This window comes from Agromyces sp. CF514 (assembly GCF_900113185.1).
Classification (GTDB): Bacteria; Actinomycetota; Actinomycetes; order Actinomycetales; family Microbacteriaceae; genus Agromyces.
The window spans coordinates 1,030,183-1,047,507 of record NZ_FOZD01000001.1; the positions used below are offsets into that span (position 1 = coordinate 1,030,183).

Sequence of the window (17,325 nt, forward strand, 5' to 3'; positions counted from 1 at the left end):
TCCTGATCACCTCGAAAGGACTCCCATGTCGAGACTGGCACGCACCGTCGCGTTCGCCGCGGTTGGCGCACTCCTCGGCGGACTCGTCACCGCGTCGGCCGCACCCGCGGCCCTCGCCGCGACCGACGAGCTCAGCATCGAGTCGTCGAAGGTGCTCGAGCTGAAGCTCGACGGCACCCTCGCCGACACCAGCGCGAACGCCGCCGCCGTGGGCCTGCAGCGGGGCACCGCCGCGTACGCGACCGGCGTCAGCGGCCAGGCCTTCTCGTTCAACGGGTCGACCGCGCTGAAGCTCGGCACGGCCGCGAACCTGCAGCCGCAGGACCTCACGGTCTCGTTCTGGTACAACCCCAGTGCCGCGATGACGGCCGAGCAGGTCTTCGCGTGGAGCAAGACGGTCTACAACTCCGACGGCTGGTACCTCACGTCGGAGTCCGACACGACACCGCTCGCGCTGTCGATCGGCCCCTCGACCGGGCAGCCGTACAAGGTCGCGGTCGACGCCGCCCGTGCGAGCTTCTTCCCGGCCGGGCAGTGGACCCACGTCGTCGCGACGTACGACCACACCACGAAGTCCGTCGCGTTCTACCGCAACGGCGTGCTGCAGCCCGCGACGGTGAAGACCCCCGTCAGCGCGACGGCCTCCGGCGTGCTCGGTTCCGAGGGCACGAGCACCAAGACCCTCGGCTACAACGGTCCGAACTACAACGGCTCGTACCTGAAGGGCCTGCTCGACGACTACGCGCTCTTCAACGGCGTCGCGACCGTCGCCGACGTCGTGACCCTCACCAAGCGCAACAACCCGGCGTTCGACCCGGCCTCGGTCGCGCAGTCCGACCTCGACGCGATCTCGCTCCCCGCGACCACCACGGTGGACTTCGGGGTGCCCGCCGTCGGCGCGAAGGGCAGCGCGATCGAGTGGGTCTCGTCCGACGAGACCGTGATCGACATCGAAGGCGGCACCGCCCACGTCACGCGCCCCGAGGGCGACGCCGTCGAGGTGCACCTCACGGCGACCGCGAGCTACGGCGGCAGCGACCAGGTCACACGTGGGTTCGACGTCGTCGTGCAGCCGGCCGGCGAGGCGATCTCGCAGTACCTCGAGGACGCCGGGCTGGAGAACGTGACCGTCACCGACGGGTATCTCGAGAACGCCAACGAGCAGACGGTCGACTACCTGCTGAGCCTCGACCCCGAGAAGTTCCTCTACTCCTGGTACGTGCAGGCCGGCCTCACGCCGACCACCTCGAGCGGCTACGGCGGGTGGGAGCGCTCGACCGGCACCCGGTTCCAGGGCCACTTCTTCGGCCACTACGTCTCGGCGCTCTCGCAGGCCTACGCCACGACGACGGATGCCGCGGTCAAGGCGCAGCTGCTCGGCAAGCTCACGGCGGCGGTCGACGGGCTCAAGCGCTGCCAGGACGCCTGGGCCGCGGCGAACCCCTCGAGCGCCGGGTATGTCGCGCCGTTCGCGCTGAACGCGTTGCCGAGCGGCCGCGACGGCCTGCTCGTGCCGTTCTACAACCTGCACAAGGTGCTCGCCGGCCTGCTCGACGCCCACGAGTACGCCCCGACCCCGGTCTCGAACCAGGCGCTCGCGGTGGCATCCGGATTCGGCACGTGGGTGAAGAACTACGCGGCCTCGCTCGCGAACCCCGCCGTCATCCTGAACACCGAGTACGGCGGCATGAACGAGGCCCTGTACGAGCTGTACAGCATCACGAAGAACCCGACGCACAAGCGCGCTGCCGAGTACTTCGACGAGGTGACGCTCTTCCAGCAGCTCGCGAACGGGCAGGACGTGCTGAACGGCAAGCACGCCAACACGACGATCCCGAAGCTGGTCGGCGCGCTCAAGCGCTACACGGTGTTCATGGACGACCCCGAGCTGTACGCGACCCTCACCCAGGCCGAGAAGGACGCGCTGCCCATGTACCGCACCGCGGCCGAGAAGTTCTGGCAGATCGTCATCGACGACCACACGTACGCGAACGGCGCGAACAGCCAGTCGGAGCACTTCCACGGCGCCGACACGCTCTACCAGTTCGCCACCAACGGCGTGACCTCGGGCTACGGCGAGAACTCCACGGCCGAGGGTTGCAACGAGTACAACATGCTGAAGCTCAGCCACGCGCTGTTCGCGGTGACGAAGGACGTCAAGTACGCCGACTACTACGAATCGACGTTCATCAACACGATCCTCGCCTCGCAGAACCCGGAGACCGGCATGGTCACGTACTTCCAGCCGCAGACCGCGGGCTACGCGAAGGTCTTCGGCACGCCGATCGACCAGTTCTGGTGCGACCACGGCACGGGCATCGAGAGCTTCACGAAGCTCGGCGACTCCATCTACTTCACGGATTCGACCTCGGTGTACGTGAACCAGTTCCGCAGCTCCGAGCTGCGTTCCGAGTCGCAGAACCTGCGGCTCGTGCAGACGGCCGACGTGCCGGCGAGCCCCGACGTGGCGTTCGAGGTGAGCGCGCTCGACGGCGGCGACGTCGCCGACGGCACCGTGGTGAAGCTGCGCGTGCCGAGCTGGGTCGCCTCGACCCCGACGCTGGAGGTCAACGGCGAGGCTCGGGATGTCGCGGCGCTCGAGGTCGACGGATACCTCGAGGTGCCGGTCGCCGCGGGTGACGAGATCGCCTACACGCTGCCCGCGAAGGTGACCGTCGACGACGACACCGAGAACCCGAACTGGGTCGCCTTCACGTACGGCCCGGTGCTGCTCGCGACCGAGCTCAGCCGCGAGAACGTGAACGCCAGCTACACGGCCGGCGTGCTCGTGGAGATGGGCGTGGCCGACAAGTCGTTGAACTCGAACGTCATCGTGGCCGACGCCGAAGCCTGGAAGGCGGATGCCGCGGCGAACATCGAGCGCATCGCCGACGGCATGAACGCGAACGGCCTGACCACCATGCGGTTCAAGCTGCACGGCGTCGACCAGACCTCGGCCGCGCTCACCTTCGAGCCGTACTACAGCCTGTACGACGCGCGGTATGCGACGTACATGACCCTGGTCGAGCCCGACTCGGCCGAGGCGCAGGCGCTGATCCTCAAGGGCAAGCAGCAACTGCGCACCGCGGAGACGACGATCGACTCGCTCACCTCGTTCGACGACAACAACAGTGAGGCCGACAAGAACTACCAGGTCAACAACTCGACCGTCGGCGTCTACAACGGCCAGGGGTTCCGGCACGCGCCGGCCGCGGCGGGCGCGTACTTCCAGTACGACCTGATCGTCGACCCGTCGCTGCCGAAGAACCACCTCGGCGTGCGCTACTACGGCGGCGACGTCGGCCGCACGTTCGACGTGTACCTCAACGACGTACTGCTGAAGCACGAGACGATCACGAACGCCGCGGGCGCGACCAGCTGGTACGTCCAGTACGACCGGATCCCGCAGTCGATCCTCGACGGCATCGCGGCGAAGGACAGCTACAAGCGCGACCAGAACGGGCAGTTCGTGCTCGACGAGCACGGCGAGAAGATCCCGGTCGTGACCGTGCGGTTCCAGAGCAACGGCACGAGCTTCGTCGGCGGCGTCTTCGGCGTGTACACCTCGTCTTCGGACAGCTACGGCACGAACGCCGAGCTCACGAGGATCGCGGTCGACGGCGGCACGCTCTCGCCCGCACTGGCTGCCGGAACGCACGACTACACGGTCACCGCGCCGCTCGGCGCGACGAGCGTGAAGCTCGACTTCGATCCGGCGGTGCCGAGCGGACTGGTCCGCGTCGACGGGATCCTCATCGACGACACCGAGCCCCGCGTCGTGGCGCTCCCCGCCGGAACCGAGTCGAAGGTCCTGGCGGTCGAGGCCACCGCGCAGGACCACGCGACGAAGGTCGCGTACACCGTCCGCATCGTTCGCGCCGTACCCGAGCCCGAGCTCGAGGTGACCGCCGAGGCGAGCGTGCGCTGCGTGGCGGGCAAGGCCGTGATCGTCGTGAAGGCCACGAACGGCGACGACGTGCCGGTCGAGCTCGTCGAGACCTCCGCCCACGGTACGGCGACCGCCTCGCTCGCGGCGGGCAAGACGGTCTCGAAGACCTTCTCGACCCGCGTCGCCGCGATCTCCGCGGGCTCGGTGACGGTGACCGCGACCGGATCGCTCGAAGGCCGAGACGTCTCGACCGACGTCGCCGCCGCGTACCCCGCCCTCAGCTGCGGCTGACCAGACCCGGCGGCCGTCATCGTGCACTCGGTGGCGGCCGTCGTACCACCTACCGACCGACGGCACCACGAGGAGCACGATCATGGAGTCGACGACGACGTCTGCCACGACGACCTCTGCCACGCCGATCGAGGCCGCCTCATCCGGCCGTCGACCGGGGTCGAGGTGAGCGCGGTGAACGCAATCGGGCGACGTCTTGACGGCATTCGAGTGCATGCCTATCCTGTAAATGTTCCCGGGAACATTCTCGGGACGATCGCGGTCCCCCGAAGGACCGCCACCGGCAAGGGCGCCGACCTCGGTCGTCTCTCCCGAGCCACGCAAACGAACGTGCCAGCCCCTGTACTGCACGACGATTCGGCTCGGCGCACGCCGACCGAGAAACTGGAGGAATCATGATCAGCAAAGGTGCTGCAGCGCGTTGCGCGGCGGGAGTTCTCGGCGGGCTGATGCTCGTGGGCGTCGGAAGCGCCGCGTTCGCGGCCTACCCCGACCCCGAGGGCAGCTCGGGGGTCGACGTGAAGGTCGACATCGCGTCGGTCGAGAACGGTGCGCTGAGCCTCACCGTCGCCAACACCGAGACGACCCTGACCGAGACCGGCTCGACCGCCCAGTACCGCCAGTTCACCGGTGCGCTGCCCGACGTGACCGTCACTGACACCCGCGACGAGGTGCCGGCGGGCGTCTTCTGGTACGTCACCGGTCAGGCCGGCAGCTTCACCGGCGAGAACGGCCAGCCCGCGATCACCGCAGACCACCTCGGCTGGTCGCCGGCGCTCCTCACCGACAACGACGGCGAGGTCGCCGCGGGCGACGTCGTGGGCACTGCGCTGGACGCCGCGCCGAACAACGTCGGCCTCACGGGCGAAGAGCTGCTCGCGCTCTCGCTCGACTCGGAGTCCGCATCGGCCGCGTCCGGGCAGTGGACGGCGAACGCCGGCCTCGTGCTGAAGACGCCGGTCGACGTCGCACCCGGCAGCTACACGTCGCTCCTGACGCTGTCGCTCTTCGAAGACCAGTACTGACCCATCCGACCCGCGATCGGGCCGGCGCGACACCGCCGGCCCGGCCGCGATCACCTCGACCAGGACGCACCATGATCCGAGACCTCCTCCGCCCCGCCGTCGTCACGCTCGCGCTCGCCGTCGGCCTCGTCGCCGTGACGGCCGCACCCGCCGTCGCGGAGGAGGGGACCCCGGTGTCCTGGTCGGTCACCCCGGCCGACGCGGCCGGTCCCGACGGACGCGTGTCCGTCGATCACGACATCGATCCCGGAGCCGAGACGCAGGATCACTTCGCGGTCCGGAACCTCGGCTCCGAGGAGGTCACCTTCCGCCTCTCGGCCGCCGACGGGTACTACAACGACAACGGGCGGTTCGACATGCTGCCGTCCGACCAGGAATCCGTCGACGCGGGCACCTGGATCGACCTGCCCGAGAGCGTCACCGTGCCGCCGAGCGGCACGGTCGTCGTGCCGTTCACCGTCGCGGTGCCCGAGAACGCCGAGCCCGGCGACCACGCCGCGGGCATCGCCGCATCGGTGCTCTCGCTCAAGCAGGGCGACGGCGCAGGCGTCGGGGTCGAGAGCCGCGTCGGATTCCGGGTGATGACCCGGGTCACCGGCGAGCTCGCGCCCGCATACGCCGTCACGAACGTCGAGACCGGCTACACCACCTCGTGGAACCCGATCCGGCCCGGAAGCATCGACGTCTCGTTCGACGTCGTCAACGAGGGCAACACCAGGCTCGCGGTGGCCGGCGTGCTCGAGATCGCGGGTCGCAGCATCGCCTTCCCGGGCGCGAACGAGCGGCCGCAGGAGATCCTCCCGGGAGAGAGCCGGTCGTTCTCGCTGGCGGTGGACCAGGTCTGGCCGCTGCTCGCGCTCCCCGGCGAGATCGAACTCGCGCCGACCGTCACCACGGCGGGTGGCGAGGAGACGGCCGTCTCTCCGTCCTCGACGGGCGTGTTCGTCTGGGCCGTGCCGTGGCCGCAGCTGCTGGTCGTCGTCGGCACGGCGCTGCTCGTGACGGCCCTCCTCTGGCGCCGCGGCCGGTCCAGGCGCCGGCTCGACGCCATGCTCGAGCAGGCACGCGAAGAGGGACGTCGCGAGCCGGCCCTCGAGGGACGCGGGTGATCGGCCGATGGCTCGCACAGCTGGACGGATCGCCGGATGTCGGCGCGGGCGCGTCGGAAGGCGTGCCGCTCGGCAGCCTGGTCCTCCGGGTCGACATCCCGCCGCTGCCCTGCGATCGGCTCTGCGCGCCGGAGTCGCTGCCCTCCACGGGAGTGGCCGCTGATGCGATCGCCTGGGCCGGCGCACTGCTGATCGGAGGAGCGGTGCTGATCGCGCACACGCTCCTCACCCGGCATCCGATCGGACGCCCGCGCCGCTGAAGGAGGCGCACTGCTCCACCTCGCGGGATCGAACGCCCGCGCGGCTCCATCCGTCGTGCCCGGAATCGGGCTCGAACACGCTCACAGGAGGTTCTGATGGTTCGAGAAGCAACGCCGCGCGCACGTCGTGCACGGCGATGGGTCGCCGGCGCGACGAGTGCGCTGCTGGCGGCGGGAAGCCTGGCCATGTTCGGTCCCGGTGCCGCATGGGGCGCGGAGCCCGCATCGCTGCTGGCGTCGTACGACTTCTCGGAGTCGTCGGGCACGGTCGTGCACGACCTGTCGGGCGGCGGTCGCGATGGCGCCGTGGTCGGCGGCGAGGCGTGGCGCGGCGGGTTCATGCAGTTCACCGGGTCGAACCACGTGAAGCTGCCCGACGGCCTGCTCGCGGGTCGGTCGGCCGCGACGATCGTGATCGAGACGAGTCCGACTGCGCTGACCGGCGCGAAGTTCCTGTGGAACATCGGCGGCTCGGCCTCCTCGTCATCCGGAACCGGGCAGTTCTTCATCCAACCCGTCGCCCCGCGCGTGGCGATCACGAAGACCAACTGGTCGGGGGAGCAGTCGGTGACCTCGCCGACGACCCTCGCCCAGGGCAAGTGGCAGTCCGTCGCGGCGACGATCGCGAAGAACGCCGACAACACGACGTCGACGCTCCGCCTCTTCATCGACGGCGTGCAGGTCGCCGAGAAGACCAACTCGACCGTCAACCTGAGCGACCTGACGACGCACACCACGAACCTGATCGGCAAGAGCGCCTACGCGGCGGATTCGCTCTACCAGGGCGGGGTGTCGTCGTTCAGGGTGTACTCCGAGGCGCTGACCGCCGCCGACCTGACGACGATCGCAGCGACGGATGCCTCGGCATCCGCGAGCGAGACCGCGGCCGCTCTCGACCTCGCGTCCGTCAACGCGCAGGACCTCTCGAAGGTCGAGACCGACCTCGTGCTGCCGACGGCCGGCGGCGTGACGTGGACCTCGTCGCCCGCGGGCATCGTGGGCGCCGACGGCACGGTCACCCAACCGGCATCCGACACCGAGGTCGCCCTGACGGCGACGTCGACCGTGCGCGGGCAGACCGCGACCAAGTCCTTCACCGTCACGGTGCTCCGGGCGCCCACCGCTGCCGAGGTCGTCCAGCGCGACCTCGACGCGATCGCGCTTCCGTACGCCGACGACGTGCGCTCCGACCTCGCGCTCCCGACGAACGGCCCGCGATTCGGTTCGGCACTCTCGTGGAGCTCGTCGGCCCCGGCGATCGTCGACGTCGAGGGCACCGACATGGTCGCCCCCGGGGTCGTCACGCGCCCGGCGAACGGCGACACGCGAGTCGTGCTCACCGTCACGGCGTCGAAGGACGGCGTCACGGCGACCCGCGACATCCCGCTCACGGTTCGCAAGGCGTTCGAGCTCGCCGAGACGACCGACTACCTGTTCGCGCACTTCACGGGCACCGAGGGTGCTCCCACCGACGAGCAGATCTACTTCGCGACCAGCCGCGACGCGGCCACCTTCACCGACACGCGCGCGAACGGCAACCCGGTGCTCGCGTTGGCCAAGGGCCAGGGCGACGGCGGCGTGCGCGACCCCTTCGTGGTGCGTTCGCCCGAGGGCGACCGGTTCTACCTGATCGCGACCGACCTCAGCATCCACTACCGCGGCGGCTGGGGTTCGGCGAACGCGACCGTCACGGGCTCGAAGGACCTCGTGATCTGGGAGTCCACCGACCTCGTGAACTGGAGCGAGCCGCGCTTCGCCGACGTCGCGAGCAAGATCCCGAACGCCGGCATGGCGTGGGCGCCCGAGGCCGTCTGGGATGAGGTGACGCAGCAGTACTACGTGTTCTGGGCGACCCGTGCCGACGGCAACACCGAGCTCGGCGACAGCGTCGACATGTACCTGTCGACGACGCGCGACTTCCGCACCTTCTCGACCCCGGTCAAGTGGATCGACCGGCAGGGCTCGATCATCGATACGAGCGTCATCAAGGTCGGCGACTGGTTCTACCGGGCCTCCGGCGACGGCCAGATCACGATCGAGCGCTCGAAGAAGCTCGACGCGATCACGACCTCGGCGACGGCGAAGACCACCGGCACCGACCAGGAATGGGTGCTCGTCGGCACGCTGCAGTCGATCCTGAGCGGCAGCGGCGCGTGCGCGGGCGGACTGAACTACACGGGCGCCTGCCTCGAGGGCCCGGAGTTCTTCGCCTACAACGACGACGACCGCGGCGCGGCGGCCGAGCTGTACGGCCTGCTCGCCGACCAGTACGCCACCGGTCGCGGATACCTCCCGTTCCGCACGACCGACCTCAACTCGACGTCCGCGTCGGTGTGGTCGAAGGCGACGAACGTGAACCTCGGCACGCTCAAGAAGCGCCACGGCGGCATCATGCCGATCACCGCGCAGGAGTACCAGCGCGTCGTGTTCCACTACGCGGGCGTGGGCACGAACCCCGACGTCGCCGTCGAGACCACGGCGACCTCGCGGTGCGTCGCGGGCAAGGTGAGCCTCGTGGCGTCCGTGAAGAACGTCGACACCAGGACCGCGGATGTCTCGGTCGAGACCGCGTACGGCACGAAGACCTTCGTCGGGGTGCTGCCGGGCAAGACCGTCTCGCAGGCCTTCTCGACGCGAGCCGCCTCGATGGACGCCGGATTCGTCGGCGTCTCCGCGACGGCCGCAGGGGCGAGCTTCTCGGGCAGCACCGCCTACCCGACGCGGAGCTGCTGAGCATGGTCATGGGGTGCCTCGTGCGAGCATCATCGCGCGGGGCGCCCCGCCCGCTCCAACACGTGATCCGGGGGACTCGAACGCATATGCTGTTCCCCGTCGACCGGTCGAGAAGCGGTCGAGGTCGGCGTTCGGCATCCCGGTGCACCTGAGCGGCGACGACTCTGCGAGACAGGAGACCGGTGGTGAGTGACGTCGAGAGCGGGGACCGCCCCGAGAAGCTCGGCATCCGCGAGGTCGCCGTGCTCGCCGGCGTCTCGCACATGACCGTCTCCCGCGTGCTCAACGGACACCCCAACATCCGGCCGGCCACGCGCCAGCGCGTGATGGACGTCATCGAGCAGCTCGACTTCAAGCCGAACAGCGCTGCGCGGGCCCTCGCGACCCAGCGCACCCAGCGCATCGGCGTGATCGTCGACAGCTCGGTCGAGTTCGGGCCGACGAGCACCCTGCGCGGGCTCGAGTTCGCGGCCCGCTCGAGCGGCTACTCGGTCACCTCCGTCGCCATGCAGGACGACGCGAGCCTCACGCCCGAGAGCGCCGTCGGCCACCTCATCGCCGAGGGCGTCGACGCGCTCTGCATCGTCGCGCCTCGCTCGTCGTCGGTCTCGGCGCTGCGCCGGATCTCGATCGACGTGCCGGTGCTCGTGGTCAAGGCCGCGAAGGATCCCAACTTCCTCACCGTCAGCGTCGACCAGCAGCTCGGCACCACGCTCGCCGTCGACCACCTCGTCGCACTCGGGCACCGCGACATCCTGCACCTCGCGGGCCCGCTCGACTGGCTCGACGCCCGCGGCCGCGAGCGGGCGTTCCACGCGCGCATCGAGCAGTGGGGCCTCAAGGTGCGGCCCATCGTCGTCGGCGACTGGACCGCCGACTTCGGCTACGACTACGCCGTGGGGCTCAAGGGCGTGCCCGAGTACACGGCGATGTTCATCGCGAACGACGAGATGGCGTTCGGCGTGGTGCACGGCTTCCACGACCGCGGCATCCGCGTGCCCGAAGACGTCAGCGTGATCGGCTTCGACGACCTGCCGCTGTCGCGCCACTTCATCCCCCCGCTCACGACCGTGACGCAGGACTTCCACGCGCTCGGCGTCAAGGCCATGGAGGTGCTGCGCGCGGCGCTCGAGGGTCGCGAGATCCCGCAGCGCTCGAAGATCCCCAGCGAGCTCGTCGTGCGCGCCTCGACCGCCCCGCCGAGGGCGTCATGAGTGCCTCGGATGCCTCGGCACGGCCGGTCGCCGAGGGCTCGCCCGTCGTCGAGATGACGGGCATCACGGTCGACATCGACGGCACGACCGTGCTGCACGGCGTGGACCTGCGCCTGTTCGCCGGCGAGGTGCACGCGCTCATGGGCGGTAACGGCGCGGGCAAGTCCTCGCTGGTCAAGGCCCTGAGCGGCGCCTACCGGATCGACGCCGGCGAGGTGCTCATCGCGGGGGAGCCCGTCGTGCTCTCGGGCCCGGCCGCGGCCGAGACGGCCGGCATCGCCGCGGCGTTCCAGGACGTCGACCTGTGCGGCAACCTCTCGATCGCCGAGAACGTGATGATCGGCCACGAGGAGCGCCGCTGGTACGGCATCTCCTGGCCCGCGACGCGGCGGCGGGCCGTCACGGTGCTCGACGAGCTCGGCCTCGGCGACCTCGATCCGCGTCGGGCGGTGTCGACGCTGCCGCCCGCGATCCAGCAGCTCGTCGCCATCGCCCGAGCCATGGTGACCCACCCCAAGGTGCTCGTGCTCGACGAGCCGACGTCGAGCCTCGACGTCGACGAGGTCGCGACCCTCTTCCGGGCGATCCGCCGGCTTCGGGAGCAGGGCGTGGCGATCCTCTTCGTGTCGCACTTCCTCGAGCAGGTGTACGCGATCAGCGATCGCATCACGGTGCTGCGCGACGGTTACGGGCAGGGCGAGTACGCGACGCGCGAGCTCGATCGCGCGGTGCTGATCTCGAAGATGATCGGCAAGGACCTCACCGAGTTGCGCCGTATCGGCTCCGACCGGCGCGCGCACCGCGCCGAGCCGACGGGCGAGCCCGTGTTCCGCGCGGTCGGCGTCGGGCGACGCGGCGAGTTCGAGGCGACGGACTTCGAGGTGCATCGCGGCGAGGTCGTCGGGCTCGGCGGCCTGCGCGGCTCCGGGCGCAGCGAGTTCGGGCAGCTGCTCGCCGGCGTCGAGCGCGCTGACTCCGGCACCTTCTCGATCGACGGCCGCCCCGTCGGGCTGCCGAACCCCGCGGCCGCCCTGCGTCGGCGCATCGCGTACGCGAGCGAGGACCGCCGTGACGGCGGCATCATCGAGGAGCTCACCGTCCGCGAGAACATCGTGCTCGCGCTGCAGGCGATCCGCGGGTGGGCCAGGCCCATCTCCCACGCCGAGCGCGACGCGCTCGTCGAGCGGTTCGTCGAGTCGTTCGGCATCGTCGCGCCGGGGCTCGACGCGCCGGCGAAGCAGCTCTCGGGCGGCAACCAGCAGAAGGTGCTCCTCGCGAGGTGGCTCGCGACGCGTCCGCACCTGCTCGTGCTCGACGAGCCCACGCGCGGCATCGACATCGCGGCGAAGGTCGAGATCCAGGCGCGCGTGGCGGAGCTCGCCCGCGACGGCATGGCCGTGGTCTTCATCTCGTCCGAGCTCGACGAGGTCGTGCGCCTCAGCGACCGCATCGCGATCCTCAAGGACCGGCGCAAGATCGGCGAGGTCAGCAACGGCCCGGGCCTGAGCGTCGACACCATCATCGAGATGATCGCCGCCGACGACGAGGACGACGCCTGAGCTGAGGCGCGGGCCCGAGCAGGCCGGCGCGGGCTGGTACGGGCGACGGATGCCGGTATCGCCCCTGTCCGCCGACCTTGCGACGGGGGCTCGCGCGCGGTGTTTCCGGAATGTTATGTTTCCGGGAACAAACTGCTTGTGTTCCCGAGTTTGTTCCCGGTAACATTCTGAACGTCGGGACGCGCCAAGCGTCGCCGCAATCACTCGGAATCCGCTCAGCGGAAAACACCGGCGCCGTGGTGCCGGGTCTCAAGGAGGAGATCACATGTCAGTTCAGAGGCGTTTCACGAAGTTCCTCGGCCTGGCGGCCGTCGGCGCACTCACCGTCGGCCTCGCCGCGTGCTCGAGCGGCGGCGACAGCGGCGACAGCGCCGACGCGGGCGAGCTCACGACCGTCGGCTTCGTCGCCGTCGGCCCCGAGGGCGCCTGGCGCGAAGCCAACGAGAAGAACGTCCAGGAGACGTTCACCGAGGACGCCGGCTTCGAGCTGAAGTACGCGCCCGCCACCAACCTCGACCAGAAGTCGCAGATCGACGCGTTCACGTCGTTCGTCGACGAGGGCGTCGACGTGATCCTGCTCTCGGCCACCGAGGCCTCCGGCTGGGAGGACTCGCTCGAGCGTGCGCAGGAGGCCGAGATCCCCGTGATCCTCCTCGACCGCGGCATCGACCCCGACGACCCCAGCCTCTACATCACCCGCATCGCGCCCGACAACGTCGAGGTCGCCAAGGAGGTCGGTGCCTGGGCCGTCGAGCAGTTCCCCGACGGCGGCAACTACATCACGCTCGAAGGCCCCGCGGGCGTCGGCGTCGTGAACGAGCGCAACGAGGGCTGGGACGCGTCGGTCGACGGCTCCGGCCTCGTCGAGGTCGCCGCGCAGACCGCGAACTGGTCGGCCGAAGAGGGCAAGTCGGTCACCGAGACACTGCTCAAGGCGAACGGCAACGACATCCAGCTCATCTTCGCGCAGAACGACGAGATGGGCCTCGGCGCCGCACAGGCCGTCGAAGAGGCGGGCCTGAAGCCTGGCGTCGACGTCAAGATCGCGACGATCGACGGCACGCTCTCCGCCATGGAGGCGCTCGCCGCCGGCCAGCTCAGCTACGTGCACGAGTACAACCCGCTGTTCGGCGAGACCGCCCTCGACGTCGTCAACAAGACGCTCGCCGGCGAGTCGGTCGACTCGTACATCATCGTGCCGAGCGAGGCGTTCGACTCGCCCGAGGCCGCACAGGCCGTGCTCGCCGACCGCAAGTACTGATCGGCTGAACACGCCGCCGATCGCGGCGTGCGACGCACACGGTGCGGGGTCCGCTCCTCGAGCGGCCCCGCACCGCTCCAATGAACGGCCGGCCGCCATGCCGCGGTCGAAGCACAGGATGCGAATGCCATGACTGAATCACTGCCCATCGTGGAGATGCGCGACATCTCCATCGAGTTCCCGGGCGTCAAGGCGTTGGACGGGGTGGACTTCCGCCTCTTCCAGGGCGAGGTCCACGCGCTGATGGGCGAGAACGGCGCCGGCAAGTCGACGCTGATCAAGGCGCTCACCGGGGTCTACAAGATCGACGGCGGCTCGATCGTGGTCGCGGGCCAGGAGCGGCAGTTCCACGGCACGCGCGACGCGCAGAGTGCCGGCGTCTCGACCGTGTACCAGGAGGTCAACCTGGTCACGAACCTCTCGATCGGCGAGAACGTCATGCTCGGCCACGAGATCCGCGGCGCCTTCGGCGTCAACTGGCGCGCGACGCACGCCGCCGCCACCGAGGCGCTCGCCCGGCTCGGGCTCGAGCACCTCGACACCCACAAGCCCCTCTCGACGCTCTCGATCGCCATGCAGCAGCTCGTCGCGATCAGTCGCGCGATGGCGATCAAGGCGAAGGTGCTCATCCTCGACGAGCCGACCTCGAGCCTCGACGCGGCCGAGGTCGAGGGCCTCTTCCGCGTCATGCGCACGCTCCGCGACCAGGGCGTCGCGATCCTCTTCGTCTCGCACTTCCTCGATCAGATCTACGCCATCAGCGACCGCCTGACGATCCTGCGCAACGGCCGGTACGAGGGCGAGTACCTCACGCGCGACCTCGACCGCCACGCCCTCATCTCGAAGATGATCGGGAAGGACCTCGGGGCGCTCTCGTCGCTCGGCGGCAACCGCCGCGTCGACGACCGGGACTACGCCGCCGAGGAGCCCTTGCTCGCGGCGAAGGGCCTCGGCCGCCGGGGCTCGATCGAGCCCACCGACCTCGACATCCACCGCGGCGAGGTGGTCGGCTTCGCCGGCCTGCTCGGCTCCGGCCGCACCGAGCTCGCCCGCCTGCTCTACGGCGCCGACCGCGCCGATGCGGGCGAGGTCGTGCTGCACGGCAAGCGCGTCGACCTCAAGAACCCCGCGGACGGCCTCGAGAAGCGCATCGCCTTCTCGACCGAGAACCGCCGCGACGAGGGCATCATCGCCGACCTCACGGTGCGCGAGAACATGATCCTCGCGATGCAGGCCGAGCGCGGTTGGGCCAAGCCCATCCCGCGCAAGGAGCAGGACGAGCTCGTCGAGAAGTACATCACCGCCCTGAACGTGCGGCCCGCCGACCCGAACCGGCTCATCAAGAACCTCTCGGGTGGAAACCAGCAGAAGGTGCTGCTCGGCCGCTGGCTCGCGACGAACCCCGAGCTGCTGATCCTCGACGAGCCGACCCGCGGCATCGACGTCGGCGCGAAGGCCGAGATCCAGGAGGCCGTCGCCGAACTCGCCGAGAACGGCGTCTCGGTCGTCTTCATCTCGTCCGAACTCGAGGAGGTCGTGCGGCTGAGCGAGCGCATCGTCGTGCTGAAGGACCACCAGAAGATCGGCGAGATCGTCAACGGCCCCGAGATCACGGCCCAGCACATCGTCGACGTCATCGCGGCGCACGGTGTCGAGGCGGCTTCCGAGAGTGGCATCATCGATGCCGAGACCCAGCACACGACCGAACCATCGCACCCGAGCGAGCCCCCGCACGCGAACGCCCACGCGTACGCTGCGACGGAGGAGGAATCATGAGCAACGCTGCTCGCACGACCTGGCTGCGCGAGCTCATCCGCAAGCCGTTCTTCTGGGGCGTGATCGCGATCTTCGCGCTGCTCGCCCTGAACGTCCTCAAGGACCCGAACTACCTCGCCATTACGGTCAACCCGGTCAACGGCAACCTCGTCGGCAACGTCATCGACATCCTTCGGGCATCGGCGCCGATCCTCATGATCGCCGTCGGCATGTCGCTCGTCATCGCCACAGGCGGCATCGACCTCTCGGTCGGCTCGGTCATGGCGGTCTCGGGCGCCGTCGCCATGGTGTTCATGAAGGATGCCGGCCAGTCGGGTTCGGTCGGCGTCGCGCTCGGCGCGATCGGACTCGCCCTGCTGGTGAGCGCGATCCTCGGTGCGATCAACGGCATCCTGGTCGCCTACATCGGCCTCCAGCCGTTCATCAGCACGCTCATCATGATGCTCGCGGGCCGCGGCATCGCGAAGGTCATCACCGAGGGCCAGAACACGTCGGCCACGAACGATCCGTTCCGCTGGATCGCGAACGGGTTCGTCATCGGACTGCCAGTGGTGTTCCTGATCGCGATCGCGATCGTGATCGTCGTCGGCCTCGTGGTGCGCCGCAGCGCACTCGGCCTCATGATCGAGGCGATCGGCATCAACCCGAAGGCGAGCCGCATGGCCGGCATCAAGCCGAGCGGACTGCTGCTCACGGTGTACATCCTGAGCGCCGTGCTCGCGGGCGTGGCCGGCATCATGTCGGTCGGCACCGTGATGACGGTCGACGTCTCTCGGACGGGCTACCAGATGGAGCTCGACGCGATCCTCGCGGTCGTCATCGGCGGCACGTCGCTCTCGGGCGGCAAGTTCTCGATCGGCGGTGCCGTCGTCGGCGCCCTGCTCATCGCGACCCTCGACAAGACCATCGTGTTCCTCGGCATCTCGTCGTCGGCGACGCCCGCCTTCAAGGCGATCGTCATCGTCGTGCTCTGCCTGCTGCAGTCCGAGCGGGTGCGGAGCTGGTTCGTCCAACGGCGCAAGCCACCGCTGCTGCGCACCGAGTCGATCCCCGCCCCGTCGAAGCAGGAGGTTTCCGCATGACCGTCGTGCAGACCCCCCAGGTCGACGCGCCCGCCCAGGAGTCCGGAGTCGCCAGGCTCGTGGCCCGGGTGAAGCGGGTCGTCGCGTCCAACCCGTCGGTGCTGCCCACCGTCGCCGCCATCGTCATCTTCATCGCGATGGTGATCTACGGCGAGCTCGCCTACGGCCGCATCGTGCAGTACAACACCCTGTCGAACCTGCTGATCAACAACGCGCACCTCATCATCCTCGCGGTGGCGATGACCTTCGTGATCCTGACGGGCGGCATCGACCTCTCGGTCGGCTCGGTCATCGCGCTCTCGAGCGTCGCCGGCGTGATGCTCGCGAACGCGGGCTGGAACCCATGGGTCGTGATCCTCCTGATGGTGCTCATCGGCACGTGCTCGGGCCTCGCCAGCGGCATCCTGATCCAGTACTTCAACGTGCAGCCGTTCATCGCCACCCTGGCGATGATGTTCCTCGGCCGCGGCCTGGCCTCGCTGCTCAGCACCCAGCCCGAGCGCCTCGCCGACGATTCGCCGATCCTCTGGCTCGGCGAGCAGTTCAAGCTGATCGACGGGCCGAAGGTCAACGACGTCGTCATCACGCCCGGCGTGATCATCGCCCTGCTCGTGGTGCTCGTCGCGTTCTTCGTGCTGCACCGCACCCGCACCGGTCGCACGGTGTACGCGATCGGCGGCTCCGAGAGCTCGTCGGCGCTCATGGGCCTGGCGGTGCCGCGCACCAAGGTGCTCGTGTACGTCATCAGCGGCACGCTCTCGGGCATCGCCGCAGTGGTCTACACCTCGCGCCTCGGCATCGCGCAGAACATCACCGGCATCGGCTGGGAGCTCGACGCCATCGCCGCGACCGTGATCGGCGGCACGCTGCTCACGGGCGGATACGGCTACGTGCTGGGTTCCGTCGTCGGCGCGCTGGTGCTCGGCCTGATGAACGTCCTCATCACGCGCGACGGCGGCATCCCGCCGGAGATGACGACCATCATCACCGGCGGCATCCTGCTCGTGTTCGTGCTGCTGCAGCGCGCGGTCACGTCGAAGCGGCACACGTAGCGCCCCGGTCGGGTCACGACGCCGATCACGGTGGAGCGAGGGCCGGATGCCGCGTACCGTGCCGCATCACCGAC

11 protein-coding genes are annotated in these 17,325 nt (G+C 69.5%); all 11 read left to right on the forward strand.

Annotated features, from left to right (window positions below):
* Positions 1 to 25 precede the first annotated feature (25 nt).
* The 11 genes from BM342_RS04545 to BM342_RS04595 all read left to right on the forward strand — a co-directional run bounded on the left by BM342_RS04545 (position 26) and on the right by BM342_RS04595 (position 17,251).
* Positions 26 to 4,180, forward strand: a complete 4,155-nt coding sequence (locus BM342_RS04545) for a beta-L-arabinofuranosidase domain-containing protein (RefSeq protein WP_092964278.1) — start codon at positions 26 to 28, stop codon at positions 4,178 to 4,180.
* Positions 4,181 to 4,575: 395 nt separating this feature from the next.
* A complete protein-coding gene (locus BM342_RS04550; protein ID WP_092964279.1) occupies positions 4,576 to 5,205 on the forward strand; it encodes a hypothetical protein in 630 nt (209 codons plus the stop codon).
* A gap of 71 nt (positions 5,206 to 5,276) precedes the next feature.
* Positions 5,277 to 6,314, forward strand: a complete 1,038-nt coding sequence (locus BM342_RS04555) for a WxL protein peptidoglycan domain-containing protein (protein WP_092964280.1) — start codon at positions 5,277 to 5,279, stop codon at positions 6,312 to 6,314.
* Complete coding sequence (locus tag BM342_RS04560) at positions 6,311 to 6,574, forward strand: LPXTG cell wall anchor domain-containing protein (protein WP_092964281.1); 264 nt, start codon at positions 6,311 to 6,313, stop codon at positions 6,572 to 6,574. Before BM342_RS04555 ends, BM342_RS04560 begins: the two co-directional genes overlap by 4 nt.
* 96 nt (positions 6,575 to 6,670) lie before the next feature.
* Complete coding sequence (locus tag BM342_RS04565) at positions 6,671 to 9,307, forward strand: immunoglobulin-like domain-containing protein (RefSeq protein WP_092964282.1); 2,637 nt, start codon at positions 6,671 to 6,673, stop codon at positions 9,305 to 9,307.
* Positions 9,308 to 9,492: 185 nt separating this feature from the next.
* Positions 9,493 to 10,521 carry a LacI family DNA-binding transcriptional regulator gene (locus BM342_RS04570; protein ID WP_092966522.1) on the forward strand — a complete coding sequence of 343 codons (1,029 nt, stop codon included), beginning with the start codon at positions 9,493 to 9,495 and terminating at the stop codon, positions 10,519 to 10,521.
* Positions 10,518 to 12,080 (forward strand): sugar ABC transporter ATP-binding protein, encoded by a 1,563-nt coding sequence (locus tag BM342_RS04575; protein WP_092964283.1) that lies wholly within the window; start codon positions 10,518 to 10,520, stop codon positions 12,078 to 12,080. Before BM342_RS04570 ends, BM342_RS04575 begins: the two co-directional genes overlap by 4 nt.
* A gap of 265 nt (positions 12,081 to 12,345) precedes the next feature.
* A complete protein-coding gene (locus BM342_RS04580; protein WP_092964284.1) occupies positions 12,346 to 13,341 on the forward strand; it encodes an ABC transporter substrate-binding protein in 996 nt (331 codons plus the stop codon).
* Between the two features lie 129 nt (positions 13,342 to 13,470).
* Positions 13,471 to 15,117, forward strand: coding sequence for a sugar ABC transporter ATP-binding protein (locus BM342_RS04585; protein ID WP_092964285.1), 1,647 nt, complete (start codon positions 13,471 to 13,473; stop codon positions 15,115 to 15,117).
* Positions 15,114 to 16,199: an ABC transporter permease gene (locus tag BM342_RS04590; protein ID WP_092964286.1), complete on the forward strand. Its 1,086-nt coding sequence runs from the start codon at positions 15,114 to 15,116 to the stop codon at positions 16,197 to 16,199. The genes BM342_RS04585 and BM342_RS04590 overlap by 4 nt, the downstream gene beginning before the upstream one ends.
* Positions 16,196 to 17,251: an ABC transporter permease gene (locus tag BM342_RS04595; protein WP_092964287.1), complete on the forward strand. Its 1,056-nt coding sequence runs from the start codon at positions 16,196 to 16,198 to the stop codon at positions 17,249 to 17,251. The genes BM342_RS04590 and BM342_RS04595 overlap by 4 nt, the downstream gene beginning before the upstream one ends.
* The last annotated feature ends 74 nt before the right edge of the window (positions 17,252 to 17,325 follow it).